Genomic DNA, 26,147 nt, shown 5'->3' with positions numbered 1-26,147 from the left:
CGACAAGCGACAGGGAGCATGGGACAGGCGAGGGGACAGGCGACTGGCTGGGTTGTTGGCCAATCGTCGGCAGCCCAGGCGTTGGCAGGGTTGTGAGCTGGCCCCTGGGGCTGGTGCTTGGAGTTGTGTGGCCGGGTCTGGCGTTTGCCGGGCTGGGAGGCACTCTGAGGGCCTCTCCAGGGGCTTGTGCGTTTCTCGGAGGGCTGGGCGGGCCTCTGGAACGCACGGGCGGTGGCGAGGGAACTGGGAGCGGTACGAGAGGGCTGGGGGCAGTACGAAGGGAGCAGGGAGGCGGTGGCGAGGGAGCGGGGGGCAGTGCGAGGGAGCGGGAAGCGGTGGCGAGGGCACCGGAGTGGGAGGAGCGGGGAAGCGGTGGCGAGGGCGTCGGGGATGGGAGGAGCGGTGGCGAGGGCGCCGGGGTGGGAGGAGCGGGAAGCGGAGGGGACGGGGGTGGAGGGGATGGGGGAGGGGAGATCGGATCACGGTCGAGCGGCCTGCTGAACGCGGTGCTGAAGGGCGGGAAGGCGGTGGCGGGAGAGGTGGTGGGAGCGAGGAGGGAGAAGGGGCGGGAGACGGCGAGGAGGGGAGGGGGGAGGTTGTGGGGGTTTGGGAGGGGGTGGGGGTGGGGGTTTGCGACGCGCCGGGGAGAAGTTGGGGCGGGTGGGGGGTGATGTTGGTTGAATGGGTGGGGGTCGCTTCGACGGGTGAATGGGCGTTCATATCCGGCAAACGGATGATGAGGGAGAGACGCCAAGATTTTCCTGGGACTGCGGGGCTCATTGCGCTCAGCGGTGGGTACGTGACGTTACGATGCGAATGCGATCCGTAATCATTCGCGAACGACGTTACGGAAGGCCTCCTTCCCCATGGGCAGCAAGCTCGCGTTTCTCGGCCGTGACATGGCGGTCGACCTCGGCACCGCCAACACGCTCGTCTACGTGCGCGGACGCGGCATCGTGCTCAACGAGCCGTCCGTCGTCGCCATCAACACCACGACCGGCAAGATCGTGGCCGTGGGCATAGAGGCCAAGCGGATGATCGGCCGTACGCCGGGCAACATCGTGGCCGTCAGGCCGCTCAAGGACGGTGTGATCGCCGACTTCGACGTCACCGAGCGGATGTTGCGCTATTTCATCCAGCGGGTGCACAAGCGCCGCCACTTCGCCAAGCCGCGCATCATCATCGCGGTGCCGAGCGGCATCACGGGCGTCGAGCAGCGCGCGGTCAAGGAGGCCGGGTACCAGGCAGGCGCACGCAAGGTCTACATCGTCGAGGAGCCCATGGCGGCGGCGATCGGGGCCGGACTGCCGGTGCACGAGCCGACCGGCAACATGGTGGTCGACATCGGCGGCGGCACGACCGAGGTGGCGATCATCTCGATGGGCGGCGTCGTGACCAGCCAGTCGATCAGGGTGGGCGGCGACGAGCTGGACCAGGCGGTGATCACGTTCGCCAAGAAGGAGTTCTCGCTGATGCTCGGCGAGCGCACCGCCGAGGAGATCAAGATGGCGATCGGCTCGGCCTGCGAGACCGACGACGAGTGCCATGCCGAGATCCGGGGACGCGACCTGGTGAGCGGGCTGCCCAAGACGATCGTGGTGTCGGCCCAGGAGATCCGCAAGGCCACCGAAGAGCCGATCAACGCGATCATCGACGCGGTGAAGACCACGCTGGACAAGTGCCCGCCCGAGCTGTCGGGCGACCTGATGGACAGGGGCATCGCCCTGACCGGTGGTGGCGCCCTGCTCAAGGGCATGGACGACAGGCTGCGCAACGAGACGGGCATGCCGGTGCACCTGGTGGAGAACGCCCTGGACTCGGTGGCGCTGGGATCGGGCAAGTGCGTGGAGGAGTTCGAGGCTTTGCAGCAGGTTCTCGTTCCGGAGCCCCGGCACTGATGCGCGACACGCGCCGGACCCGGCTGCTCCTCGGACTGCTGCTGACCGCGGCGCTCGTCATGCTGACCGTCGACCACCGCACGGGGGACGGCTCGCCGTTCGGGATGTTGCGTGATGCGGGCGGGTGGGCCTTCGGGGCGGCCGAGCGCGGGGTGGCCGCGGTGACGACGCCGGTGGGGGAGTTCGCCGGGCTGGTCGCGGGGGCGCCGGACGCGCACGAGCGCCTCAAGAGCCTCACCGAGGAGAACGCCAGGCTGCGGGCCGAGGTGACGGCCGGACGCCTCGACCAGACGCGTGCGGCGGAGCTGCGCGGGCTGCTGGGCATGGCCGGGATCGGCGGCTACAAGGTCGTACCCGCCCAGGTGATCGCCAGGCGGGGCCATCCGGGGTTCGAGGAGGCGGTCGAGATCGATGCCGGGAGCGCCGACGGCATCACGGCGGAGATGACCGTGCTCAACGCCGCGGGGCTGGTGGGCCGGGTCGTACGCGCCGGGCCGACGACCGCGACCGTCGTCCTGCTGAGCGATCCCGCCTCGTCGGCCGGGGCCAGGCTCGAAGGCAGCAACGAGATCGGCGTGGTGCACGGCGTGGGGGAGGGCGGGCGGCTGGTGAGGTTCCGGCTGCTCGACTCGACGGCCGCGCTGGGGGCCGGGCAGCGGATCGTGAGCTTCGGGTCGCAGGCGGGCGCGCCGTATGTCCCCGGCGTGCCGGTCGGCGTGATCGAGCGCGTCGAGGCGACGCCGGGCGAGCTCACCCGCATCGCCTACGCCAGGCCGTACGCCGATCTGACCGCGCTCGACGTCGTCGGCGTCGTGGTGGAGGCGCCCAGGCGCGACCCTCGCGACGCGGTGCTGCCCCGCCAGCCCGCGACGTCAGGGGAGGCGCGATGACCGAGCCGAAGAGCCCCGCCACCACCTTCCCAGCACCCCCCACCCCCGAACCACCCCTACGCGGGGAGGTGCCGTGATGGTGGTGCTCTGGGTGGTGGGGGCGTTGTTGGTGCAGGTGGTGGTCGTCAATCGGCTGGGGTTGCCGGGGGGCGGTGGGCCGGATCTCGTGCTGCTCGTCGTCGTGGGGGCCGCGCTCGTACGGGGTCCGGCGGCGGGGGCCGTCGTCGGGTTCGGGGCGGGGCTGCTGGTGGATCTGCTGCCGCCGACGGCGCATGTCGTCGGGCAGTACGCGTTCGTGCTGGCCTTCGTCGGATATCTGGCGGGGCGGGGGATCGGGGGGCCGGTCGTGACCGTGGTGGTGTGTGTGCTGGCGGCGCCGTTGCTGGCGGCGGCGGTGAGCGGGCTGATCGGCGATCCGCGTGTGACGTGGACGGGGCTGCTGGAGTCGGCGGCGCCGGTCGCGGTGTACACGCTGCTGCTCGCGCCGCCGGTGCTCTGGCTGCTGACCAGGCGTGAGCAGAGCCTGATGAGGTACGCCGCGTGAGCAGGATGCGGACCAGGCTGGTCGTGCTGCACGTGGTGGTGCTGTCGCTGCTGGCCGTGCTGGCCGTGCGGCTGTGGCAGGTGCAGGTGGTGCGGGGCACCGAGTTCGTGAGCGCGGCGGCCGAGACGCGGACGCGTGAGGTGGTGGTGCCCGCCGTACGGGGGCAGATCCTCGACGCGTCGGGGCGGCCGTTGGTGCGCAATCGCACGGCGCTGGTCGTTTCGGTCGACCGCACGCAGCTCAGCCGGATGAAGGACGGCGGCGAGGTCGTGCTGAAGCGCCTTTCGGAGGTGCTCGGCCGTCCGGTGCGGGCGTTGCGCGAGCGGATCAGGCCGTGCGGGGCGGGGGTGACCAGGCCGTGCTGGCCGGGCTCGCCGTACCAGCCGATCCCGATCGACGACCGGGTGAGCACGCGGGAGGCGCTGACGATCCTGGAGCGGCAGGAGGAGTTCCCAGGGGTGAGCGCCGAGGTGCAGGCGGTGCGGGAGTACCCGAACGGCCGGGCGGCGGCGCAGGTGCTGGGGTACCTGCAGCCGGTGACGCAGGAGGAGCTGGAGCGGCGCGACGGGCTGAAGGCCGGGTTCTCGGGCGTCGACCTGGTCGGCAGGGACGGCCTGGAGTCGGTCTACGACGTGGCGCTGCGCGGCAGGCCAGGTCTGCGCACGGTGCAGGTCGACCGGCTGGGCAAGGTGATCGGCACCGAACGCGAGGTGGCGCCGACGACCGGCGACACGCTGATCACCAGCATCGACTCCCGCGTGCAGGCGGTCGTGGAGAAGGCGGTCAACGGTGCGATGAAGCGCGCGCCGAAGGCCGACGGCGCGGCGGGCGTGGTGCTGGATGTGAAGAGCGGCCGTGTGGTCGCGCTGGCGAGTGCGCCCGGCTACGACCCGGCGATCTGGACGGGCGGTATCTCGGAGTCGGAGTACCAGCGCCTGCTGTCGGACCGTGCGGGCAGGCCGCTGGTGTCGCGGGCGATCAAGGGGGAGTTCGCGCCGGGCTCCACGTTCAAGGTGTCGTCGGTCGCGGCGATGGTGCGCGACGGCTATCCGCTGAACGGCACCTACGGCTGCCCGGGCGCCTTCATGGTGGGCGACCGGCCCTTCCACAACTTCAGGGGCATCGGCCTGGGCACGCTCAGCCTGCACACGGCGCTGGTCAAGTCGTGCGACACGATCTTCTACAAGGCGGCATACGAGCAGTGGCTGCGCGACGGCGGCCTGCGGCCGAAGAAGCAGCCGAAGGAGAAGATGGCGGCGATGGCCAGGGCGTTCGGCTTCGGCAGGCCGACCGGCGTCGACCTGCCGGGCGAGTCGGCCGGCCGCATCCCCGACCGGGCGTGGAAGAAGGACCTGTGGAGCGACACCAGCACGGAGAACTGCAGGCGCTCGCGCACCGGCTACCCGGAGGTGGCCAGGTCCGACCGCACCAGGGCCGCCTTCCTCAAGCGACTGGCCTACGAGAACTGCGTGGAGGGCTTCCTGCTGCGTCCCGGTGACGCGGCGAACTTCTCGATCGGCCAGGGCGACGTCCTGGTGACGCCGTTGCAGCTGGCCTCGGCCTACGCGGCGCTGGTCGGCGACGGCAGGCTGCGCAGCCCGCGCGTCGGCTGGGCCCGCGTACGCCCTGACGGCACGCTGGTCGAGACCATCCAGGCCCCGGTGAAGGCCAAGCTGCCCATCTCGGCCAAGGAACGCGCCTACATCAAACGCGCCCTCAGCCAGGTGGCGTCGGACGGCACCGCGGCAGGCGCGTTCGGCGGTTTCCCCATGGACCAGGTCCAGGTGGGCGGCAAGACCGGAACAGCCGAGGTGTACGGCAAGCAGGACACCTCCTGGTTCGCCTCGTTCGCCCCGACGGACAGGCCGAAGTTCGTCGTGGTCGTCATGGTCTCGCAGGGCGGGCTCGGCGGCGCGGCGGCGGCTCCGGCGGTGCGCGAGATCTACGAGGGCATCTACGGCTTCAAGCGCCCGCCCGCCCTGCCCGACGGCAGGCCGGTGGCCAAGCTGCCGCTGATCAAGCCGGACGGCACGGTGGCCCGATGACGGACAGGGCTCTCGTGCTGCGGCGGCGGGCGTTCGGGCGCAGGGCGGTGGGCGCGCAGTCGGCCGTGTGGCGCATCGACTGGGTGCTGTTCGTGGCCGTCGCGGCGTTGTGCGTGATCGGCACGCTGCTGGTGTGGTCCTCGACGCGCACGTGGGCGCCAGGGGCGACCGGCCTGGTCAAGAAGCACATGCTGAATGTGGCCATCGGGGCGGCGCTGTGCGGTGCGGTGGCGATGGTCGACCATCGGCTGCTGCGCGCCTACGCGCCGATGGTGTACCTGTTGACGCTCGCCGGGCTGGCCCTGGTGGTCTCGCCGCTCGGCTCGACGGTCAACGGGTCGCATTCGTGGATCATGCTGGGCGGCGGGTTCGCGGTGCAGCCGTCGGAGTTCGCCAAGATCGGTCTGGTGCTGATGCTGGCGATGTTGCTGGCCCAGCCGGCCGAGGGCACCGATCGGCCCAGGGGGCTGGACGTGTGCCTGGCGCTGGTGTGCGCGGGGCTGACGATGGGGCTGGTGATGTTGCAGCCCGACCTCGGCACGACGCTGGTGCTCACCGTGATCACGGCGGGCGCGCTGGTCGTGGCGGGGGTGAGGAAGCGTCTCATCCTGGGGCTCGCGCTGGCCGGGCTCGGGGCGGCGTTCTGCGTGTGGTACTTCGAGGTGCTGGAGCCGTACCAGGTGGCGAGGTTCACGGCGTTCCTCGATCCGGGGGTCGATCCTCGGGGGGTGGGCTACAACAGCACGCAGGCGCTGATCGCGATCGGGTCGGGCGAGCTGTTCGGCAAGGGGCTGCTCGACGGCGGGCAGACGACGGGCAGGTTCGTGCCCGAGCAGCACACGGACTTCATCTTCACGGTGGCGGGGGAGGAGTTCGGCTTCCTCGGCTCGGTGAGCGTGGTGGTGCTGCTGGGCGTGGTGCTGCTGCGCGGCCTGCGGATCGCCTCGCAGTGCGAGGACCGCTTCGGCACGCTGGTCGCGGGGTCGATCGTGTGCTGGCTGGCGTTCCAGGCTTTCGTGAACATCGGGATGACGGTGGGCATCATGCCGATCACCGGTCTGCCGCTGCCCTTCGTTTCCTATGGCGGCACGGCTACATTTGCGAACCTGATCGCGATCGGCCTCCTGCAGGCGATCCGGATACGTGAACAATCTTTCAATTAGTCGCACAATGGAAGAATGTTCTTGGCCTATTGTGACGAATGTCGTCGTCGTCTCCTTTTGCCGACAAGTCACGTCAAAGCCCTGCACAACCTCGCGAATGGCTTGATAGCCGTCGAGCTGACCTGCTACGAAGGTCACGAGATCATCGTGCTGAGCGGAATCGCAGGCTCCGCACCCGTCTGACCATGAGCCCGGCTCTCACTGGCGGGCCAACACCGCCGCGAACATCCTGGAAACGGCACCGATTCGGGGGATGCCCAGGGGATGAACACCTAGTGACGAGGAGCTGGGATGCGGGCGAGCTCGGAGGCTGAGGTGGCCAGGCGAGCGCTGGAGATGCTACGCGAGGCCTATCCCGACTACCGGATCGTGCACGGAAGAGGAAGATGGACCGCGGCCGCGGCGGGAAATCCGCCGACGGTGTGGTTCGCGGAGACGGCAGGCAGCTTGTGCGGGCAACTGTTCATGGCCGAGGTGCTCAAGAGCATATGAATCATCACGTCATAGCGTCCGCCATTCGCGAGCGCACGCTCGGCTCCTTATCGGGGCCACCGCCGGTCGCCCTCGTGCACCAGATGGCCGAGGAGATCCATCTGGCCTGCCCCGACCAGAGCAGGCTCAAGTGTTTCCGGCTGGCCTGCGGCTGGACGGTCGAGGAGAGCATCGCGCGCTTCCACGCGATGTGCGACAGGGAGGGCTTTCGCAGGCGGGGGCTCAGCGAGCGCTCGTGGCGGGAGTGGGAGGCGGGCGCCAGGCCCGACCGCGACTACACCGACCTGCTGTGCCGGCTGCTGTCCACCGGGCCGGTGCAACTCGGTTTCGCCCACGACTACTCGCCTCCGGGTTCGGCCGCGCCCGACCTCATCGCCGAGGCGGCCGAGCAGGCCGGGCACCACGCCGAGAGCGCCGAAGCCAGCGAACTCGGCGTCTCGGCACTCGACCGGCTGCGGGCCGAGGTCGTCTGGGTGGGCAGGCGCTATGTGTGGGAGGCGCCGCTGCCGCTCTTCGTGGAGATGCGTGGCCTGCAGGAACGTACCAAAAGGGCGCTGGAGCGCCGCATCCATCCCGGCCAGGCCGCCGAGCTGTACTTCCTCAGCGGAGCCCTGTGCGGGCTGATGGCCAACGTGAGCATGGACCTGGGCCGCAGGGCGCCAGCCGACACGCTGGCCCGCGCCGCGTGGACCTACGGCAGCATCTGCGGCCACTCCTCCCTGATGGGCTGGGCCCGCGGCATGCAGGCCTCCGTCGCCCTGTGGGACAGAAGGTACGGCGAGGCGACCGGCTACGCCGAAGAGGGACTGACCCACCTGTCGACGGGCACGGGAGCGGCCAGGCTGCACATGCTGCACGCCAGGTCGCTCGCCATGCGCTCCAGGACGCGCGAGGCGCACGAGTCGCTGGCGCGGGCGGGCGACGCGCGCGGCGAAGGGACGAGGGACGAATTGCATGACGAGATAGCGGGAGAGTTCGCCTTCCTGCCGGCCAAACAGCACTACTACGAGGCCGCCACCCGCCTGCCGCTGGGCGAGGCAGCCGAGGCGATCGGCGCGGCCGAGGCCGCCGTCAGCGCCTACACCAGGGGAGCGGCCGAACACCGCTCCTACGGCTGCGAGGCCATGGCCAGGGCGCACCTGGTCGTCGGTCACCTGATGGCGGGCGACCAGGACGCGGCCGAGCGTGCCGCGCTCCCGCTGCTCGAACTGCCCCCCGAACGACGCATCAGCCATCTGGCCACCACCCTGTCGGCAGGCGGCTCGCTGCTGCCGCCGCACCTGCTGACGCGCGTGGAGAGCTTCTGCGCCGCCGGGCTCACCCATGCCGCGGCCAAGGCGCTGACATGACGGTCGCCGCGGCCGACGCCGTGCTCCCCGTGCTCGACCAGGTGTGCCGCGCCGCCGGGCTCGACCCGTCGGGCGCACGCCTGATGCGCAGCTTCGCCAACTCCGTCTACCACCTGCCCGCCGAGTCCGTCGTGGTACGGCTGGCCGAGGCCAACGCGCCGGGCAAGCTCGACCGGCTCACCACGGCGGTCAAGGTCGCCCGATGGCTGGCCGCCCAGGGCTTCCCGGTCGCGCCGCCGCTGCAGGAGGCCGGGCCCTACGCCCGTGAGGGCTATCTGGCCACGTTCTGGCACTACTCCGAGCCCGACGGGCGCAGGCCCGGCCTCGCGGCGCTCGGCGTGCTGCTGCGCCGCCTGCACGACCTGCCGCCCGTGCCGTTCGAACTGCCCGTCTACGACCCGCTCAGCGCCGTACGCCGTGCGGTGACGGCGGCGCTGACCCTGACCGAGCCGGAACGCGCCTGGCTGACCGCCCGCTGCGACGAGCTGTCGGAGGAGTACTACGAACGCGTGCGCTTCGCCCTGCCGTACGGGCTCATCCACGGGGACGCGCACCGGGGCAACCTGATCAGTACGGCGGGCGGGCTGCTGCTGTGCGACTGGGACTCCGTCAGCGCGGGGCCGCGTGAGATCGACCTGGTGCCGACCATGCAGGGGGCCAGGTTCGGCAGCAGTCCGGTCGAGCGGACCGCGTTCGCCAGGGTCTACGGCTACGACGTGTCGGCCTGGCCGGGCTATCCGGTGCTGCGCGACATGCGGGAGCTGCGCACGCTCACGGCGGTGCTGCGCAACGCCCATCGCGATCCGAGGGCGGCGGCGGAGCTCGCGCACCGGCTGGGATCATTGCGCGCCGGTGACGATCGCGAGTGGACCGCGTTCTGATGCGGATACCCTAAGTGGTATGTCTGTCGAGTCGATTTTCCCGCGCTTGGAAGCGCTGCTGCCCAAGGTGCAGAAGCCGATCCAGTATGTCGGGGGTGAGCTCAACTCGACCGTCAAGGACTGGGACGCGGCCGACGTGCGCTGGGCCTTGATGTATCCCGACGCCTACGAGGTGGGCCTGCCCAACCAGGGCGTGGCCATCCTCTACGAGATCCTCAACGAGCTGCCCGGCACGCTGGCCGAGCGCACCTACTCGGTGTGGCCCGATCTCGAGGCGCTGATGCGGGCCGAGGGCGTGCCGCAGTTCACCGTGGACGGTCACCGGCCGGTGCGCGCGTTCGACGTGCTCGGGCTGTCGTTCTCCACCGAGCTCGGCTACACCAACATGCTGACGGCGCTCGACCTGGCCGGTATTCCGCTGCTGGCCGCCGACCGCACCGACGAGGACCCGATCGTGCTGGCCGGTGGGCACGCCGCGTTCAACCCCGAGCCGGTCGCCGACTTCCTCGACGCCGCCGTGCTGGGCGACGGCGAGCAGATCGCCATCGCCATCAGCGAGGTCGTCCGCGAGTGGAAGGGCGAGGGCTCGCCCGGCGGTCGCGACGAGCTGCTCATGCGCCTGGCCGAGTCGGGCGGCGTCTACGTGCCGAGGTTCTACGACGTGGACTACCACCCCGACGGGCGGATCAAGCGCGTGGCGCCCAACAGGGCGGGCGTGCCGTGGCGGGTGCACAAGCACACCGTCATGGACCTCGACGAGTGGCCGTACCCGAAGAAGCCGCTGGTGCCGCTGGCCGAGACCGTGCACGAGCGGTTCAGTGTGGAGATCTTCCGCGGCTGCACGCGTGGGTGCAGGTTCTGCCAGGCGGGCATGATCACGCGTCCGGTCCGTGAGCGCTCGATCACCACGATCGGCGCCATGGTGGAGAACGGCGTCAACGAGTCCGGCTTCAACGAGGTCGGGCTGCTGTCGTTGTCGTCGGCGGACCACTCCGAGATCGGCGAGGTGGCCAAGGGCCTGGCCGACCGTTACGAGGGCACCAACACCTCGCTCTCGCTGCCCTCGACCAGGGTCGACGCGTTCAACATCGACCTGGCCAACGAGTTCTCGCGCAACGGCCGTCGTTCGGGCCTCACGTTCGCGCCCGAGGGCGGGTCCGAGCGCATGCGCAAGGTGATCAACAAGATGGTCAGCGAGGAAGACCTGATCAGGACCGTCACCACGGCCTACAGCCAGGGCTGGCGGCAGGTGAAGCTCTACTTCATGTGCGGCCTGCCCACCGAGGAGGACGCCGACGTCCTGGGCATCGCCGACCTGGCCAAGAAGGTCATCAAGGCCGGGCGCGAGGTCACGGGTTCGCGTGACATCCGGTGCACGGTCTCGATCGGCGGATTCGTCCCCAAGCCGCACACGCCCTTCCAGTGGGCCGCCCAGGCCGACGCCGAGACCGTCGACAGGCGGCTGAAGGCGTTGAAGGAGTCGCTGCGCGGCGACAGGGAGTTCGGCAAGGCGATCGGCTACCGTTACCACGACGGCAAGCCCTCCATCGTCGAGGGCCTGCTGTCGCGCGGCGACCGCAGGGTCGGCGCCGTCATCAGGGCCGTCTGGGAGGACGGCGGGCGCTTCGACGGCTGGAGCGAGCACTTCTCCTACCAGCGCTGGCTCGACGCCGCCGAGCGCACCGGCATCGACGTCGACTGGTACACCACGCGTGAGCGCCAGGAGAACGAAGTGCTCCCGTGGGACCACCTCGACGCCGGGCTCGACCGCGAGTGGCTGTGGCAGGACTGGCAGGACGCCGTCAACGACGTCGAGGTCGAGGACTGCCGCTGGACGCCGTGTTACGACTGCGGTGTCTGCCCGACGATGGGGACCGAGATCCAGATCGGCCCGACGGGCAGGAAGCTGCTGCCGCTCAGCGTTGTGTGACGGCCGTCGCGTGATGGCCGTTCGTGTGACGGCCATCGCGTGAAGGACGCGGCGTCGGCCTGCCGCCGCACCGGGCTTATCCTGGGATGATGACGACGAGATGGGAAGGATGACAGCGCTCTGAAACCTGTTCCCGACGGGCCTGCGCCCGCGCCCACGGTGCAGCGCCTTCGCGTGCGCTACGCCAAGCGCGGTCGGCTGCGCTTCACCAGTCACCGTGACATCACCCGTGCCGTCGAAAGAGCGGTCAGGCGGGCCGGTGTCCCCGTGGCGTTCAGCGCGGGCTTCTCGCCCCATCCGAAGATCTCCTACGCGGGTTCGGCGGCGCCGACCGGTGTCGCCAGCGAGGCCGAGTACCTTGAGATCGGGGTGACGAGGCCGTGCGACCCCGAGCAGCTCAGGGCCGCGCTCGACGCCTCGCTCCCGCCCGGCATCGACGTGCTCGAGGTCGTCGAGGCCACCGGCGGCGCCCTGGCCGACAGGCTGGAGGTCTCGGCGTGGGAGCTGCGGTTGCGCGATCTCGACGCCGACCTGGCCGAGGCGGCCGTGGCGAAGTTCCTCGCCTCCGAGGTCGTCGAGGTCGAGCGCATGACGAAGAAGGGTCTGCGCCGGTTCGACGCCCGTTCGGCGGTGCTGGCGCTGGGAACATCGAGAACCGCAGCTCAGGTGCACGGACAGTCGTGTGTCATACTGCGCATGGTTGTTCGGCACGTGACTCCTGCCGTTCGACCCGACGACGTGCTCACAGGCTTGCGCCTTGTGGCCGACTTCGCGCCGCCGGTCCCCCCCGAGGTGACCAGGCTGGCGCAGGGGCCGCTGGACGCAGGCACCGGTGAGCCGGCCGACCCGTTCGACCTTGACCGCGACATTTCGCGCGGCGGCGACGCGGGACCGGCGGGCGACCACGTCGCCGTTTAGGGAATGGGTCCGTCAGACATCGCCGAGTGCCGGCAGACGATCTGAGGGACGCGGCCCCTGGCCGTGCTCCGCAGGGGTGTGGCCGCTGACAGGACTTGGCAGCATTTGACAGGACTTGGCGCCTGCGCCTCACATGAGGCGCGGGCGGACAACGAGACACGAGGGCTCCTGCGCGGCGCGGCGACGCGCCCGGGAGCTGACGGGAGAGCGCCCGCATGCTCGACAACGAGCCCAACGCCGGGGCCATCGGTTCCGGCGGGGAAACAAACGATCAGAACACCAGCGACCAGATCACGCGCAGGCGCGCGGCCAGCAGGCCCGCGGGCCCGCCGCCCGAGATCGACGACGCGCCCGCCGCGCCGGTGACCACACCGGCGGGCACCGCGTCCGAGGTCTCCGACGTGATCGAGACGGCGCCCAAGCGGGCGACCCGCACGCGGTCGGCGACCACGACGACGGCGACGCGCCGCCGAAGCACGAAGAAGAGCGCCGAGCAGGACGACGAGGCTGGGAGCGCTGCCACCGACGGCGCGGCGGTCGCCAACGGCGTGGTGGACGCGCCCGCCGAGGCCGTCGCCGCCGCCGCGCCCGCCGACAAGCCCAAGCGCACCAGGACGCGGGCGGTCAAGGCCGCCGCCGCTCCCGAGGAGCCCGAGGCCCCCGCCGCCTCCGTCACGGCCGTCGCGGCCGAGCAGGCCGCCCAGCCTGAGCAGGCCGAGGCGCCCGTCGAGCCCAAGCCGGCGAGGGCGACCAGGCAGTCGAGGCGCACCGCCGCGTCGGCGCAGGCCGAGCAGGCCCCGGAGCCCGAGCAGGTCGTCGAGGAGGCGCCCGCCAAGAGCGCGCCCACCCGGCGGACCAGGAGCAGGGCCAAGGCCGTGGAGGCCGAGCCCGAGGTCGCGGAGGCCGTCGTCGTCGAGGCCCCCGCCGCCGAGGCTCCGGCCGTCGAGGCCCCCGCCAAGCGCCGCAGGTCGCGCAAGAAGGCCGATGAGGAGCCCGTCGAGAGCCCGGCCGAGGTCGCGCTGGCCGCCGCCCTGGTGGAGGAGCTGCCCGAGGACGAGCCCCTCGACGACGAGCCCGCCGGGGAGGAGCTCGAGATCGAGCGCCCCGGCCTGTTCGCCGACCCGTTCGGCCGCAACGAGCCGGCCAGGCAGGCATCGGGCGCGGTGTTCCAGCGCCCGGCCGCCATCTTCGCCCCGCTGTTCCAGGCGCCGGAGCCGCAGCACGCCCGCCAGGCGCAGCCCGCCCCCGTACAGCCGGTGCGGCAGGCCCAGCCCGAGCCGGTCAAGCAGCCGGAGCCCGAGCCCGAGGACCTGGAGCTCACCGACGACGCCGCCGAGGACGACGAGCACGACTCCGAGCAGGAGGAGGGCTCGGGCCGTCGCAGGCGTCGCCGCAGGGGCGGCAGGGGCCGGGGCAAGTCGCGTGAGCGTGACGACGCCGACGACGGCGAGTCCGACGACGACGAGTCCGAGCAGACCGAGGAGTCGGCCGCAGACGACGCCGACGACGACAGCTCCTCCTCGCGCAGGCGCCGTCGCAGGCGCCGCAGGGGTGGCGACGACGGCGCCGAGCCCACGCCCGACGACCCGCCGAACACCGTCGTGCGCATCCGCGCCCCGCGTTCGGGCCGCTCCTCCTCGATGGAGACCGCGGGCGACGGCGTGCAGAGCGTGCGTGGCTCGACCCGCCTGGAGGCCAAGAAGCAGCGCCGCCGCGAGGGCCGCGAGCTCGGCCGCAGGCGTCCGCCGATCATCACCGAGTCGGAGTTCCTCGCCAGGCGCGAGTCCGTCGACCGCATGATGGTGGTGCGCCGCCACGGCGACCGCACGCAGATCGCGGTGCTTGAGGACGGCGTGCTCGTCGAGCACTACGTCAACCGCGAGGCCAGCCAGTCCTACGTCGGCAACGTCTACCTCGGCAAGGTGCAGAACGTCCTGCCCTCGATGGAGGCCGCCTTCGTCGACATCGGCAAGGGCCGCAACGCCGTCCTGTACGCCGGAGAGGTGAACTTCGACACCGCCGGTCTCGAAGGTCAGCCCAAGCGCATCGAGGTCGCCCTGAAGTCGGGCCAGTCGGTCCTGGTGCAGGTCACCAAGGACCCGATGGGCCACAAGGGCGCCCGCCTGACCTCCCAGATCTCGCTGCCGGGCCGCTACCTGGTCTACGTGCCCGACGGGTCGATGACCGGCATCAGCCGCAAGCTGCCCGACAAGGAGCGCACGCGGCTCAAGAGCATCCTGAAGAAGGTCATGCCGGAGAACGCCGGTGTGATCGTCCGCACCGCTGCCGAAGGCGCCTCCGAGGAGGAGCTCGCCCGCGACGTGGCCAGGCTGTCGGCGCAGTGGGAGAACATCCAGCGCAAGGCCAAGTCGGCCAGCCCGCCCGAGCTGCTCTCCTCCGAGCCCGACCTGACGATCCGCGTCGTCCGCGATGTGTTCAACGAGGACTTCACCTCGCTGGTCGTCCAGGGCGACGACGCCTGGGAGACGGTCGACGACTACGTCAAGTACGTCGCGCCGCACCTGGGCGACAGGCTGACCAAGTGGGACGAGGACGGCGACGTCTTCGCCGCGTACCGCATCGACGAGCAGCTCGCCAAGGCCCTTGAGCGCAAGGTGTGGCTGCCTTCGGGCGGCTCCCTGGTGATCGACAGGACCGAGGCGATGACCGTCGTCGACGTCAACACCGGCAAGTTCACCGGCCAGGGCGGCAACCTGGAGGAGACGGTCACGCGCAACAACCTGGAGGCGGCCGAGGAGATCGTCCGCCAGCTCAGGCTGCGCGACATCGGCGGCATCATCGTCATCGACTTCATCGACATGGTGCTGGAGAGCAACCGCGACCTCGTCCTGCGCAGGCTCCTGGAGTGCCTGGCGCGCGACAGGACCAAGCACCAGGTCGCGGAGGTCACCTCGCTCGGTCTCGTCCAGATGACGCGTAAGCGGGTCGGACAGGGCCTGCTGGAGGCCTTCTCGACGCCGTGTGACTGCTGCAACGGGCGTGGGCTGATCGTCTCGACCGAACCGGTCGAGGGAAAGCCCGAGCCGCGCGGCACCCAGGGCAAGATGGCGATCGAGAAGTCGGTGGCCGACAAGGTTTCCGCGGCGAACGAGTCCGCCGGTCGTGATACCGTGACCGGTGCGCTTGATGACGTTCCCTCTTCGGAGGACGACCAGGCGACTCAGACTTCTGGCCGGGGGCGGAGACGCTCCCGCCGAGCCAAGTCGGCAGATTAGAGCCCTCGGCGACGCCCCAGCGTCGCCGGGCGGCTTCGGCCGACTACCGACGATCCGCCCGGTTCGACCAGGGGACCTTTAACCGGTACCCTTGTCTATCGGTGCGTCAGCGACGTGCCCTGTTCTTGCGCGCTCGCTCGGTTCGTTGGTCTCCAGACGGCAGCCGGATGACGGACGCAGCATTCGGGAGTCCGGGACACCCCTTCGGGTGTGTCGCGGGTCTCAACAACAGTAGACAGCAGAAGGGTTCCGCGGTGTACGCGATCGTTCGTTGCGGCGGCAGGCAGCAGAAGGTCTCCGTCGGTGACGTCCTCGAGGTGGACAAGGTCGCCGGCGAGGTCGGTTCTTCGGTTTCGCTGCCGACGGTGCTCGTCGTCAACGACGGCGATGTGACCACGGAGGCGGGCAAGTTCACGGTGAGCGCCGAGATCCTCGGCGAGACCAAGGGCCCGAAGATCCGCATTCTCAAGTACAAGAACAAGACCGGTTACAAGAAGCGCCAGGGTCACCGTCAGCGGTACACCCAGGTCAAGATCACCGGCATCGACCAGGCCTGATCGGGAGTAGAGATGGCACACAAGAAGGGCGCGTCGTCCACCCGGAACGGCCGTGACTCCAACGCCCAGCGCCTGGGCGTCAAGCGCTTCGGCGGCCAGCTGGTCAACGCGGGCGAGATCATCGTCCGTCAGCGTGGCACCCACTTCCACCCCGGCGACAACGTCGGCCGCGGTGGCGACGACACGCTGTTCGCGCTGGCCGCGGGCCACGTGCAGTTCGGCATCAAGCGCGGTCGCAAGGCCGTCAGCATCGTCCCGGTCGCGGAGTAGATCCGCCACCGCTCGACGTTAGGCAAGGGGTGGATCGCACTCGGCGATCCGCCCCTTGTCGTGTTTCACCCAGAAGTAGTACTGACGTGCCCATAGGGGGGAGGCAGAGATGCCGGACTTCGTCGATCAGGTGGTCCTGCACATCAAGGCCGGTGACGGCGGTAACGGCTGCGCCTCCGTCCATCGGGAGAAGTTCAAGCCGCTCGGCGGCCCCGACGGCGGCAACGGCGGACGCGGCGGCGATGTGATCCTCGAGGTCGACGCCAACACCGCGACGCTGCTCGACTACCACCGCAGGCCGCACCGCAAGGCCGACAACGGCAAGCAGGGCGCGGGCTCCAACCGCGACGGCGCCAACGGCGGCGACGTGATCCTGCCGGTGCCCAACGGCACCGTGGTCAAGGACGCCCAGAGCGGCGAGGTCCTCGTCGACCTGATCGGCGCGGGCACCCGCTACGTGATCGCCGAAGGCGGCCACGGCGGGCTCGGCAACGCCGCCTTGGCCTCGACCAAGCGCAAGGCCCCCGGCTTCGCGCTGCTCGGCGAGCCCGGCGACGGCCTCGACGTGATGCTGGAGATGAAGAGCGTCGCCGACGTGGCGCTCGTCGGCTTCCCGAGCGCGGGCAAGTCCTCGCTGATCGCGGCGCTGAGCGCGGCCAGGCCGAAGATCGCCGACTACCCGTTCACCACGCTGATCCCCAACCTGGGTGTCGTCACCGCGGGTGAGACAGTCTTCACCGTCGCCGACGTGCCCGGCCTGATCCCCGGCGCCTCCGAGGGCAAGGGTCTAGGCCACGAGTTCCTGCGTCATGTCGAGCGCTGCAACACGATCGTGCACGTCATCGACTGCGCCACGATGGAGCCGGGCCGCGACCCGATCACCGACTTCGACACCATCGAGGCCGAACTCGCCGCGTACGGCAAGCTGGAGGACCGGCCGCGCATGGCGGTGCTGAACAAGTCCGACGTGCCTGACGCCCGTGAACTGGCCGACATCGTGCGGCCGATGCTGGAGGAGCGCGGCCTGCGGGTCTTCACGATCTCGGCCGCCTCGCACGACGGCCTGCGCGAGCTCACGTTCGCCATGGCCGAGATGGTGTCGGCGGCCAGGGCCGCGGCCCCGGTCGAGGAGCCCACGCGCCTGGTCATCAGGCCCAGGCAGCTCGGCGAGACCGGCTTCAAGGTCCGTAAGATCACCGACCACCAGTTCCAGGTCACCGGCGATAAGCCGGAGCGCTGGATCAGGCAGACCGACTTCACCAACGACGAGGCCGTCGGTTACCTGGCCGACAGGCTGGAGCGGCTCGGCGTCGAGGAGGAGCTGGTCAAGGCCGGAGCCGTCGCGGGAGCCGAGGTCGTCATCGGGTCCATGGAGAGCGGCTACATCTTCGACTGGCAGCCCACGCTCAACGCCGAGGCGATCAGGGTCGGGCCCCGCGGCACGGACAACCGGCTCGGATAGGGGTACACCAGGTGCGCGATCGGATCAGCGGAGCGTCGAGGGTCGTCGTCAAGGTCGGCTCCTCCTCGCTCACCACCCCCCAGGGCATGATCGACGTCGACCGCGTCGACGCGCTCGTCGACGTGCTCGCGGCCAGACGCCGCCTGGGCACCCAGATCGTGCTGGTGTCGTCGGGCGCCATCGCCGCCGGGCTCGGCCCGCTCGGCCTGACCGCCAGGCCACGTGACCTGGCGACCCAGCAGGCCGCCGCCTCCGTGGGCCAGGGCGTGCTGGTGGCCAGGTACACCTCCTCCTTCGCCAGGTACGGCCTGCGCGTCGGCCAGGTGCTGCTGACCGCCGACGACATGATGCGCCGCTCGCACCACGCCAACGCCCAGCGCACGCTGAGCAGGCTGCTGGAGCTCGGCATCATGCCGGTCGTCAACGAGAACGACACGGTGGCCACCGACGAGATCCGCTTCGGCGACAACGACAGGCTGGCCGCCCTGGTGGCGCACCTGACCCACGCCGACGCCCTGGTGCTGCTGTCGGACGTCGACGCCCTCTACGACGGCGACCCGCGCAAGCCGGGCTCGCAGCGCCTGAGCGACATCAGGGGCCCGCAGGACCTGGTCGGCGTCGAGCTCGGCAGGTCGGGAGCCGTCGGCACCGGCGGGATGATCACCAAGGTGCAGGCGGCCCGCATCGCGACGGGCGCGGGCGTGCCGGTGGTGCTGACGGCCGCCGCGCACGCGGCACACGCCCTGGCCGGGTCCGACGTCGGCACGTACTTCCATCCCGAAGGCCGTCACCCCGGCACCCGGCTGCTGTGGCTGGCACACGCCACCACCGGCCGGGGCAGGCTGCACCTGGACGACGGCGCCGTCGAGGCGGTCGTGGGGCGGCGCAAGTCGCTGCTGCCCGCCGGAGTGGTGTCGGTCGAGGGCGACTTCGCCGCCGGGGACCCCGTCGACCTGTGCGGGCCACTGGGCAGGGTGGTGGCGCGCGGCCTGGTCAACTTCGACGCGGGCGAGATCCCCGGCCTGATGGGCCGCTCCACGCGTGAGCTGGCCAGCGAGCTCGGTCCGGAATATGAACGCGAGCTCATTCACCGCGACGACATCGTCATACTGGAGTCCCACCACTAGATCGCAGGCGGAGTGTGAGATGTCCGAGGACTTCCTGAAGGTTGCCCATGCGGCGCGAGAGGCCGCCGCCGAGCTGGCTCCGCTGCCGAGGGCGCCGAAGGACCGGGCGCTGCGCACGCTCGCCGACGCGCTGGTGGCCAGGAGCGCCGAGATCGTCGCGGCCAACGCCCTCGACGTGGAGCGGGCCCGCGAGTCCGGCACGTCCGAGACCATGATCGACAGGTTGCGGCTCGACGAGGCCAGGATCGCCAGGATCGCCGATGCCGTGCGCGAGGTGGCCGACCTGCCCGACCCCGTCGGCGAGGTGGTGCGCGGCAGCACCCTGCCCAACGGCCTTGAGCTGCGCCAGCTGAGGGTGCCGCTCGGCGTGATCGGCATCATCTACGAGGGCAGGCCCAATGTCACGGTCGACGCCGCCGCGCTGTGCCTCAAGAGCGGCAACGCGGTGCTGCTGCGCGGCTCCTCCAGCGCCTTTGAGTCCAACACCGTGCTCGTACGCGTGATGCAGGAGGCCCTGGCCGCCACCGAGGTGCCGCAGGGCGCCGTGCAGCTGGTGCCCGGCCAGACGCGCGAGTCGGTCAAGCACCTCATGCGGGCGCGCGGCCTGGTCGACGTGCTGATCCCCAGGGGCGGCGCCTCGCTGATCAACTCCGTGGTCGAGGAGTCGACCGTACCTGTGATCGAGACCGGCGTCGGCAACTGCCACGTCTACGTCGACGCCGACGCCGATCTCGACATGGCGCTGTCGATCCTGCTCAATGCCAAGGTGCAGCGCCCTTCGGTGTGCAACGCGGCCGAGACGTTCCTGGTGCACGCCGACGTGGCCGACGCGTTCCTGCCCGGGGCGCTGGCCGCGCTCGCCGACGCCGGGGTGACCGTGCACGGCGACGCCGCGGTCGCCGCGCACTCGGACGCGGTCGTGCCGGTCACCGACGAGGACTTCGGGGCCGAGTTCCTCTCCCTCGACATCGCCGCCGCCGTGGTGGGCTCCCTCGAGGAGGCCGTGCGCCACATCAGGACCTACGGCTCCGGCCACACCGACGCGATCGTGACGCGTTCGCAGGGGGCGGCGCGCAGGTTCGTCTCGCTGGTCGACTCGGCGGCCGTCGCGGTCAACGCCTCGACCCGGTTCACCGACGGCGGGGAGTTCGGTTTCGGCGCCGAGATCGGCATCTCCACCCAGAAGCTGCACTCCAGGGGCCCGATGGGGCTGCCTGAGCTGACCTCCACCAAGTGGGTCTACACCGGCGAAGGTCACGTCCGGGGCTGAGAACGGCAATACGCCGCGTGTCGGGCCGGTGCGACCGGTCCCGGGATGCGTTGCTGAGGCCATGGTGGAGATCGTGGTCGCGCTGGCCTTTTCCGGGATCATGCTGTTCGGCGCCGACAGGCTGCTGCTGTGGATGGAGGGCAGGGGCCACGTCCGCTGGCGCCGCACCGGCCGCCGCGACCTGGCGGCCGAGCCGACGGCCGAGCTGGACACCCTGCTGTCCGACGGTACGCGCCGGTGAGGTGGCACGCCTGTCCGAGCTCGCCCAGATGATCTGGTGACGCTCCGGCGCGCCGCGCGGCCGTGGCGGGCCGAGGGCGCTAGGGTGTTGCCCCTTATGTGTGCGCCGAGCGGGGAGGGAGCGTGAGCAAGCTCGGCAAGGTCGGGCCTTACACGCTTCTGGAGCGCGTTGGCCGAGGCGGCATGGGCGAGGTATATCTCGCCTCCAGCCGGCGAGGCGAGCGCGTGGCACTCAAGATGCTCCGCGACCTGGTGGAGGACGATGCCGCCGCCAGGGTACGGCTTGAGCGAGAGGTCAGAGCCCTGCGACGGGTCGAGAGCCCCTACGTCGCACGGGTGCTGGACGCCGACCTCGAATGCGCCAAGCCGTACCTTGTCATGGAGCACATCGAGGGCGACACCCTGCTGGCCAGGGTACGGCGGGGCGGGCCGCTCGTCGGTGGCGACCTGCTGGAGCTGGCCCAGGGCGTGGCCACGGCGCTGGCGATCATCCATGCGGCGGGTGTGGTGCACCGCGATCTCAAGCCGGCCAACATCCTCATGGCGGTCGAGGGGCCGGTGCTCATCGACTTCGGCATCGCGCAGGTGCTCGACGCCACCCGGCTGACCATGACGGGCACGTTCCTCGGCACGCCCGGTTACGCCGCTCCCGAGCTGTTCGCCGACGAGCACGTCGCCGAGCCCGCCGACGTGCACGCGTGGGCCGCGACGGTGGCGTTCGCCGCGACCGGCAGGCCGACGTTCGGCCGGGGCACGGTCGAGGCGCAGATGTACAACGTGCTCAACGGCCAGGCCGACCTCAAGGGCGTCCCGGCCGGGCTGCTGCCGCTGGTGCGGGCCGCGCTCAACCGCGAGCCCGGCAAGCGCCCGACGGCCGCCCTGCTGGCCGACCGCCTCACCCGCCTGGCCAGGGCGAGCGCCGCGTCGGGCCCGCATGCCGTACGGTCGGCGCGGGGTGAGCCGGTCGCCGGGTCCAGGGTGAGCGAGCAGGGGACCGATCCGGGCACCGGCCCCAGGCGTCAGCAGCCGGGCCAGGCCGCGCAGGACGACGGCGCCTCCGCGGCCCAGCGCCCGAGGCCGGACACCGAGACCAAGACCCCGCCCAGACGCCCGCAGGGCCAGCCCGACGGCGCCAGGACACGCACACCGGCCGAGGAGGGGCGTGGCGGCACGGGCGCGGCCAGGGCCAGGAGTGCGTCAGGCGGCGCCGACACGCCCGTGAGCAGGGGCAGGCCCGCCTCCGGCGCCGAGGCGCCCGCGGCGCGGGGCAGGAGCGCCGCCGGGGCCGACGGCATGGGAGCGCGTGGCGGCCGTGGCACCACGGACGCGACCGGCCCGAGAGCCAGGGCGGCGGCGGCCTCGGCCGACAGCGGCGCGGCCAGGGCCAGGGGCGCCGCCACGGCCGACACGGGCGCCACCCGAGGGCGTGGCACGGCGACGGGCGACGAAGGACGCGGCGCCTCGGCCGCGGCCAGGCCCAGAGGCCCATCGGCCGTTGAGGACGGCAAGCGCGGCAAGACGGCCGTCGCCAAGGTCAGAGGCGCGGTGACGGGCGAGGAGGCCAAGGCCGCGCGCGCCAGGACGGGCGAGGAGGCCAAGGGCGCCAGGGTGCGGGTGGCCAGGCGGACGGCCGCGCTCAGGGCCGAGGCGGGCACGGCCGGTGCGCTGCCCGCGGGCAATGCGGCGCTGCTGCTGCTCGCGGTGCTCGCGGTGCCGTGCGTGGTGGCGAGTGTGATCTGGCCGGTGGCCACGTTCGGGGTGACGGCGACGCTGATCGTGCTGGCCCGTGCGTTGTGGGCCGGGCACTGGATGGTCAAGAAGTGCAAGTCGCGCAAGGTGCGGGTGGCGTTGCGCGTGCTGCTGTTCCCGTTCGCGTTCGCGGGCTCGGCGGTCACGGTGGTGGCCTGGCCGGGGCTGCCCGCGGCGGCGGCGGCCGGACTGGCGCTGTGGCTGACGGCGGGCGGCGAGCTCGGTCACGACTGGTGGCAGCTGCCGATGCCGGTCACGGTCGGCGGCGTGATCTTCGGCGTGGTCTGTGGCGGCATCGCCGGGCGCGAGATCGAACGCGTCGGACCGCAACTGCCCGACCTGCGCAAGGAGGGCCTGCGTGCCCTGGTGGTGCTCGGCGGCTTCGTCGCCCTGTGCGCCGCCGCCGTACGCGCGATCGCACTGCTGCTGTCGCTGTGACCCGCGGACATGATAGAGGCCCGGAAGGCGGGCTTCCGGGCCTGGTCCAACGGAGGTCGGGCTAGCTGTCGCGTCTGGCGAAGCGGTTGAAGATGCGCTCGCCCGCGTTGACCGCGCCTTCGGCGACGTCGCGCAGCACGCCGATGAACGGGTCCTGCGACTCCGACCACGACTGGCGGTAGGACTCGGCCGCGGCCTTGACCTCGTCGGTCACCTTGGCGTCGGCGTCGTCGGCGCGGCGCGGGTAGTCGCCGCCCAGGATCGACTCGTAGCTGCCGCTGCGCTGCCACTTGTCCAGCTCGGCGACTCGGACCACGGCGAACGGGTGCGTGGTGCCGAGCAGGTTGAGCACCTTGAGGAAGCCGTCGCGCAGGTCGCCGGCGGTGTCGTACTCCTGGGCCTGGGCCAGGAAGGCCTCGATGTTCATCTCGTGCAGGCGCGAGCCGCCCGCCAGCTTCATCAGGGCGCGCATCGCGGCCTGCGGGTCCTGGCCGGTGAGCAGGCCGCCCCTGTCGGCCGACAGCTCGGACTTGCGATACCACTCCTCCAGGCCCGCGACGATCGCGCGAAGGCCGATGTAGCCCAGCGGGATCCAGGCCACCCTGGCGGCCAGGCGGGTGAGGATGTCGAGCATCGTGCGGTAGACCGCGTGGCCCGACAGGATGTGGGCGGTCTCGTGGCCGATGACGAAACGCTGCTCCTCCTCGTCCATGAGGTTGAGCAGGCCGGTCGAGACCACGATGAACGGGTCGTCGAAGCCGATCGCCTTGGCGTTGACCTGGGGGTCCTGCTGCACGTAGATCTCGGGGACGCGGTGCAGGTCGAGGGTGTAGGCGGCGTCGCGGCCCATGTCGTACAGCGAGCGGAACTGGGTCTCGCTCACGCGCACGGCCGAGGCCAGGTAGATCAGGCGCAGGCGGCGCTCGCTGATCAGCCCGGACATCTGCTTCAGCACCGTGTCGAACCCGCTCAGCTTGCGCAGCGCGACCAGCGCGGACCGGTCGGCGGGGTGTTCGTAGGCACGGGACGAGATGCCGGGTAGTTGCACGCGGTTGCGATCCGGAGTGGTCGTCATGCTCGGCATGCTACGTCGGCAGGATGCGGGCCGCGCGATTCACCGGAGTTCTCCGGAGAAAGGGGGGTGCTGTGATGTGTTGCGGGCCATCCGCGTATGGTCCGTTTCATGATGAACGCGCCCAGTGTCCGGGGAAAGCGGCGTGTGGGGGTGATGGGCGGCACGTTCGATCCCATCCACCACGGCCACCTGGTCGCCGCGAGCGAGGTGGCACACCACTTCCAGCTCGACGAGGTGGTCTTCGTCCCGACGGGACGCCCCTGGCAGAAGGCCGAACGCGTGGTCTCGGCCCCCGAGGACCGCTATCTGATGACGGTCATCGCGACCGCGTCCAACCCCAGGTTCTCCGTCAGCCGGGTCGACGTGGACCGCCCAGGCCCCACCTTCACGATCGACACACTGCGTGACATCGCCGCCGTCTACGGCCCCGAGAGCGAGCTGTACTTCATCACCGGAGCCGACGCCCTCTCGGCCATCCTGAGCTGGCGCGACGTCGAGGAGTTGTTCGACATCGCGCACTTCGTCGGCTGCACCCGTCCGGGCCACGTCCTGCACGACCCCGGCCTGCCGCAGGGCAAGGTCAGCCTGATCGAGATCCCGGCCCTGGCCATCTCCTCCTCCGAGTGCCGGAAGCGCGTGGCCAAGGGCGAGCCGATCTGGTATCTCGTGCCGGACGGCATCGTCCAGTACATCAACAAGAGGGGGTTGTACTCTCCCGATCATGGGGGATGAGTCGCTCGACGGTCTTGAGCTCAACGAGGAGTCGTGGTGGGCCCACGACGCCGAGGTGGCCGCGTCCAGCCTGCTCACGATGGTGGCCAGGCTGCCCGCGCTGATCCGCGACATGCTCGTGCTCTCCTGGCACACCAACAGGCTCGACACCGTGACGATGGTCTCGGCCACCCTGGTCTCCGAGGTGTTCACCGCACTCGGCCTGCTGGCCACTACCGACGTGCTGTCCCAGCTGTTCGCCACCGTGCCGACGATCGAGACCGTACGCGCCGCGCTGCCCGCCATCCTGACCGTGATCGGCGCCATCCTGGCCCGCGCGCTGTTCCGCGAGGCCGGGCAGTGGGCCAGGGACCGGCTCGAACCCCAGGTCATGCGCGGCGTCAACACCAGGCTGGTACGGCTGACCACACGGGTCGAACTCGTCGCCTTCGACGACCCCGACTTCCACGACCAGGTCGAACGGGCCACCAGCAACGCCTCGCGCGGCGCGATGATGTTGCTGTGGGCGGTGCTGGAGACGTTGTCCGGGCTGATCGGCCTGCTGGCGGTGTCCGGGGCGCTCGGCGTGCTGCATCCGGTGCTGTTCCCGCTGATCCTGCTCTCGACGCTGCCCGGCGCCTGGGCCTCGACCAAGGCCGCGCGCATCGGCTACCGGGTCACGTCGGGCATCGCCGCGGCCAGGCGCAGGCAGGGCACACTGCAGGACCTCATGACGCAGCGCGCCGCAGCGGCCGAGGTGCGCTCGTACACGATGCGGCCCTACCTGCTGGCCGAGTTCGACCGCGTCTACCGCTGGATCACCGCCTACGAACTGCGTGCCGTACGGCGGGCGCAGGTGTCGAAGGTGCTGGGCGACAGTCTGGGCGGCGTCGCCACCGGGCTCGTGTACGTGGTGCTCGGGCTGCTGCTGGTGAGCGGGGCGGTGCCGCTGGCGGTGGCGGCGACCGCGGTGCTGGCCATCCAGCGGGCCGGGGTCGCCACCGCCCAGCTCCTGCAGGGCGTCAACAACGCCTACGAGGCCGGGCTGTACTACGAGGACTACCTGACCTTCGTGCGCACGGCAGAAGGCCGCATCCCGGCGCGTGGCAAGGTCGCGCCGCCCGCCGACCTGGACAGGGTGGAGGTGCGCGACGTCGTGTTCACCTACCCTGCGGCCGGGGAACCGGCGCTGCGCGGGGTCAGCGTGCGGATCGAACCCGGCGAGATCGTCGCACTCGTCGGTGAGAACGGCTCGGGCAAGACGACCCTGGCCAAGGTCATCGGCGGGCTGTACGCGCCCGGCGGCGGCACCGTGTCGTGGGGAGGCGTACGGCACGAGGAGATGGACCTGGACGCGTTGCGCGAGCACGTCGCGGTCATCGCGCAGGACTTCACGCACTGGCCGTTCACCGCAGGGCAGAACATCGCCATCGGCAGGCACGACGCGGACAAGGGGTTGCAGGAGGCGCTGGAGGCCTCCGGGGCCGACGCCGTCGTCGCCAGGCTGCCGTACGGGCTCGACACGCTGCTCGACCCCTCCTACCGGGGCGGGAGCGAGCTGTCGGGCGGGCAGTGGCAGCGCATCGCGGTCGCCAGAGGGCTCTACCGTGACGCGCCGCTGCTGGTGTGCGACGAGCCGACCGCATCCCTCGACGCACGCTCCGAGCACGCCATCTTCGAGAGCATCAGGCGGCACGCCGTCCAGCGCACGGTACTGATGATCACCCATCGGCTGGCCAGTGTGCGCTGGGCCGATCGCATCTACGTACTGGAGCGGGGGCGGGTGGCCGAGAGCGGGACACACGAGGCGTTGATGGCGCTCGACGGTATCTACGCCGAGATGTACTCGCTGCAGGCGAAGGCCTACTCGTAGGAGCGGTAACCTCGGTAAGGGGGTAGAAA

At 71.0% G+C, this 26,147-nt stretch carries 21 protein-coding genes; 20 read left to right on the top strand and 1 reads right to left on the bottom strand.

What is annotated here, in order from left to right; genetic code table 11:
• Positions 1-866: 866 nt before the first annotated feature.
• The 18 genes from ACTWNK_RS34060 to ACTWNK_RS33975 all read left to right on the top strand — a co-directional run bounded on the left by ACTWNK_RS34060 (position 867) and on the right by ACTWNK_RS33975 (position 22,459).
• A complete protein-coding gene (locus ACTWNK_RS34060; protein WP_474309020.1) occupies positions 867-1,898 on the top strand; it encodes a rod shape-determining protein in 1,032 nt (343 codons plus the stop codon).
• Positions 1,898-2,788, top strand: coding sequence for a rod shape-determining protein MreC (mreC, locus tag ACTWNK_RS34055; protein ID WP_474309019.1), 891 nt, complete (start codon positions 1,898-1,900; stop codon positions 2,786-2,788). The genes ACTWNK_RS34060 and mreC overlap by 1 nt, the downstream gene beginning before the upstream one ends.
• A 76-nt stretch (positions 2,789-2,864) precedes the next feature.
• The gene (mreD, locus tag ACTWNK_RS34050; protein WP_474309018.1) at positions 2,865-3,332 is read left to right on the top strand and encodes a rod shape-determining protein MreD; all 468 of its coding nucleotides are present in this window, start codon (positions 2,865-2,867) and stop codon (positions 3,330-3,332) included.
• A gap of 5 nt (positions 3,333-3,337) precedes the next feature.
• Entirely contained in the window at positions 3,338-5,377 is a 2,040-nt protein-coding gene (gene mrdA / locus ACTWNK_RS34045) for a penicillin-binding protein 2 (RefSeq protein ID WP_474311063.1), read from the top strand.
• Positions 5,374-6,540, top strand: coding sequence for a rod shape-determining protein RodA (rodA, locus tag ACTWNK_RS34040; protein ID WP_474309017.1), 1,167 nt, complete (start codon positions 5,374-5,376; stop codon positions 6,538-6,540). Before mrdA ends, rodA begins: the two co-directional genes overlap by 4 nt.
• Before the next feature lie 291 nt (positions 6,541-6,831).
• Positions 6,832-7,032, top strand: a complete 201-nt coding sequence (locus tag ACTWNK_RS34035) for a hypothetical protein (RefSeq protein ID WP_474309016.1) — start codon at positions 6,832-6,834, stop codon at positions 7,030-7,032.
• Entirely contained in the window at positions 7,029-8,381 is a 1,353-nt protein-coding gene (locus ACTWNK_RS34030; RefSeq protein ID WP_474309015.1) for a hypothetical protein, read from the top strand. The genes ACTWNK_RS34035 and ACTWNK_RS34030 overlap by 4 nt, the downstream gene beginning before the upstream one ends.
• Positions 8,378-9,262 carry a phosphotransferase enzyme family protein gene (locus tag ACTWNK_RS34025; RefSeq protein ID WP_474309014.1) on the top strand — a complete coding sequence of 295 codons (885 nt, stop codon included), beginning with the start codon at positions 8,378-8,380 and terminating at the stop codon, positions 9,260-9,262. Before ACTWNK_RS34030 ends, ACTWNK_RS34025 begins: the two co-directional genes overlap by 4 nt.
• 19 nt (positions 9,263-9,281) lie before the next feature.
• Positions 9,282-11,192 (top strand): TIGR03960 family B12-binding radical SAM protein, encoded by a 1,911-nt coding sequence (locus tag ACTWNK_RS34020; RefSeq protein ID WP_474309013.1) that lies wholly within the window; start codon positions 9,282-9,284, stop codon positions 11,190-11,192.
• A gap of 174 nt (positions 11,193-11,366) precedes the next feature.
• The gene (locus tag ACTWNK_RS34015; RefSeq protein WP_474309012.1) at positions 11,367-12,110 is read left to right on the top strand and encodes a TIGR03936 family radical SAM-associated protein; all 744 of its coding nucleotides are present in this window, start codon (positions 11,367-11,369) and stop codon (positions 12,108-12,110) included.
• A 215-nt stretch (positions 12,111-12,325) separates the two neighbouring features.
• Entirely contained in the window at positions 12,326-15,346 is a 3,021-nt protein-coding gene (locus ACTWNK_RS34010) for an Rne/Rng family ribonuclease (protein WP_474309011.1), read from the top strand.
• Between the two features lie 254 nt (positions 15,347-15,600).
• Positions 15,601-15,903 (top strand): 50S ribosomal protein L21, encoded by a 303-nt coding sequence (rplU, locus tag ACTWNK_RS34005; protein WP_049575732.1) that lies wholly within the window; start codon positions 15,601-15,603, stop codon positions 15,901-15,903.
• Between the two features lie 12 nt (positions 15,904-15,915).
• Positions 15,916-16,173 (top strand): 50S ribosomal protein L27, encoded by a 258-nt coding sequence (gene rpmA, locus ACTWNK_RS34000; protein WP_474309010.1) that lies wholly within the window; start codon positions 15,916-15,918, stop codon positions 16,171-16,173.
• A gap of 109 nt (positions 16,174-16,282) precedes the next feature.
• On the top strand, positions 16,283-17,635 hold the full coding sequence (gene obgE, locus ACTWNK_RS33995) for a GTPase ObgE (RefSeq protein ID WP_474309009.1): 1,353 nt from the start codon (positions 16,283-16,285) through the stop codon (positions 17,633-17,635).
• An 11-nt stretch (positions 17,636-17,646) separates the two neighbouring features.
• Entirely contained in the window at positions 17,647-18,762 is a 1,116-nt protein-coding gene (gene proB / locus ACTWNK_RS33990) for a glutamate 5-kinase (RefSeq protein WP_474309008.1), read from the top strand.
• A 19-nt stretch (positions 18,763-18,781) separates the two neighbouring features.
• Positions 18,782-20,032, top strand: a complete 1,251-nt coding sequence (locus tag ACTWNK_RS33985) for a glutamate-5-semialdehyde dehydrogenase (protein ID WP_474309007.1) — start codon at positions 18,782-18,784, stop codon at positions 20,030-20,032.
• Positions 20,033-20,093: 61 nt separating this feature from the next.
• Positions 20,094-20,273, top strand: a complete 180-nt coding sequence (locus tag ACTWNK_RS33980) for a hypothetical protein (RefSeq protein WP_474309006.1) — start codon at positions 20,094-20,096, stop codon at positions 20,271-20,273.
• A 122-nt stretch (positions 20,274-20,395) separates the two neighbouring features.
• On the top strand, positions 20,396-22,459 hold the full coding sequence (locus ACTWNK_RS33975; protein ID WP_474309005.1) for a serine/threonine-protein kinase: 2,064 nt from the start codon (positions 20,396-20,398) through the stop codon (positions 22,457-22,459).
• A gap of 61 nt (positions 22,460-22,520) precedes the next feature.
• Here the strand turns inward: ACTWNK_RS33975 and ACTWNK_RS33970 are convergent, their stop codons facing one another.
• Positions 22,521-23,543, bottom strand: a complete 1,023-nt coding sequence (locus ACTWNK_RS33970) for a M48 family metallopeptidase (RefSeq protein ID WP_474309004.1) — start codon at positions 23,541-23,543, stop codon at positions 22,521-22,523.
• 99 nt (positions 23,544-23,642) lie between these two features.
• Here ACTWNK_RS33970 and nadD point away from each other — a divergent pair, with 99 nt between their 5' ends.
• Positions 23,643-24,266, top strand: coding sequence for a nicotinate-nucleotide adenylyltransferase (nadD, locus tag ACTWNK_RS33965; protein ID WP_474309003.1), 624 nt, complete (start codon positions 23,643-23,645; stop codon positions 24,264-24,266).
• The gene (locus ACTWNK_RS33960; RefSeq protein ID WP_474309002.1) at positions 24,256-26,118 is read left to right on the top strand and encodes an ABC transporter ATP-binding protein; all 1,863 of its coding nucleotides are present in this window, start codon (positions 24,256-24,258) and stop codon (positions 26,116-26,118) included. Before nadD ends, ACTWNK_RS33960 begins: the two co-directional genes overlap by 11 nt.
• Positions 26,119-26,147 lie beyond the last annotated feature (29 nt).

The sequence above is a fragment of the Nonomuraea sp. IBHARD001 genome (assembly GCF_056106265.1).
This window is presented reverse-complemented; position numbering and strand designations above follow the sequence as displayed.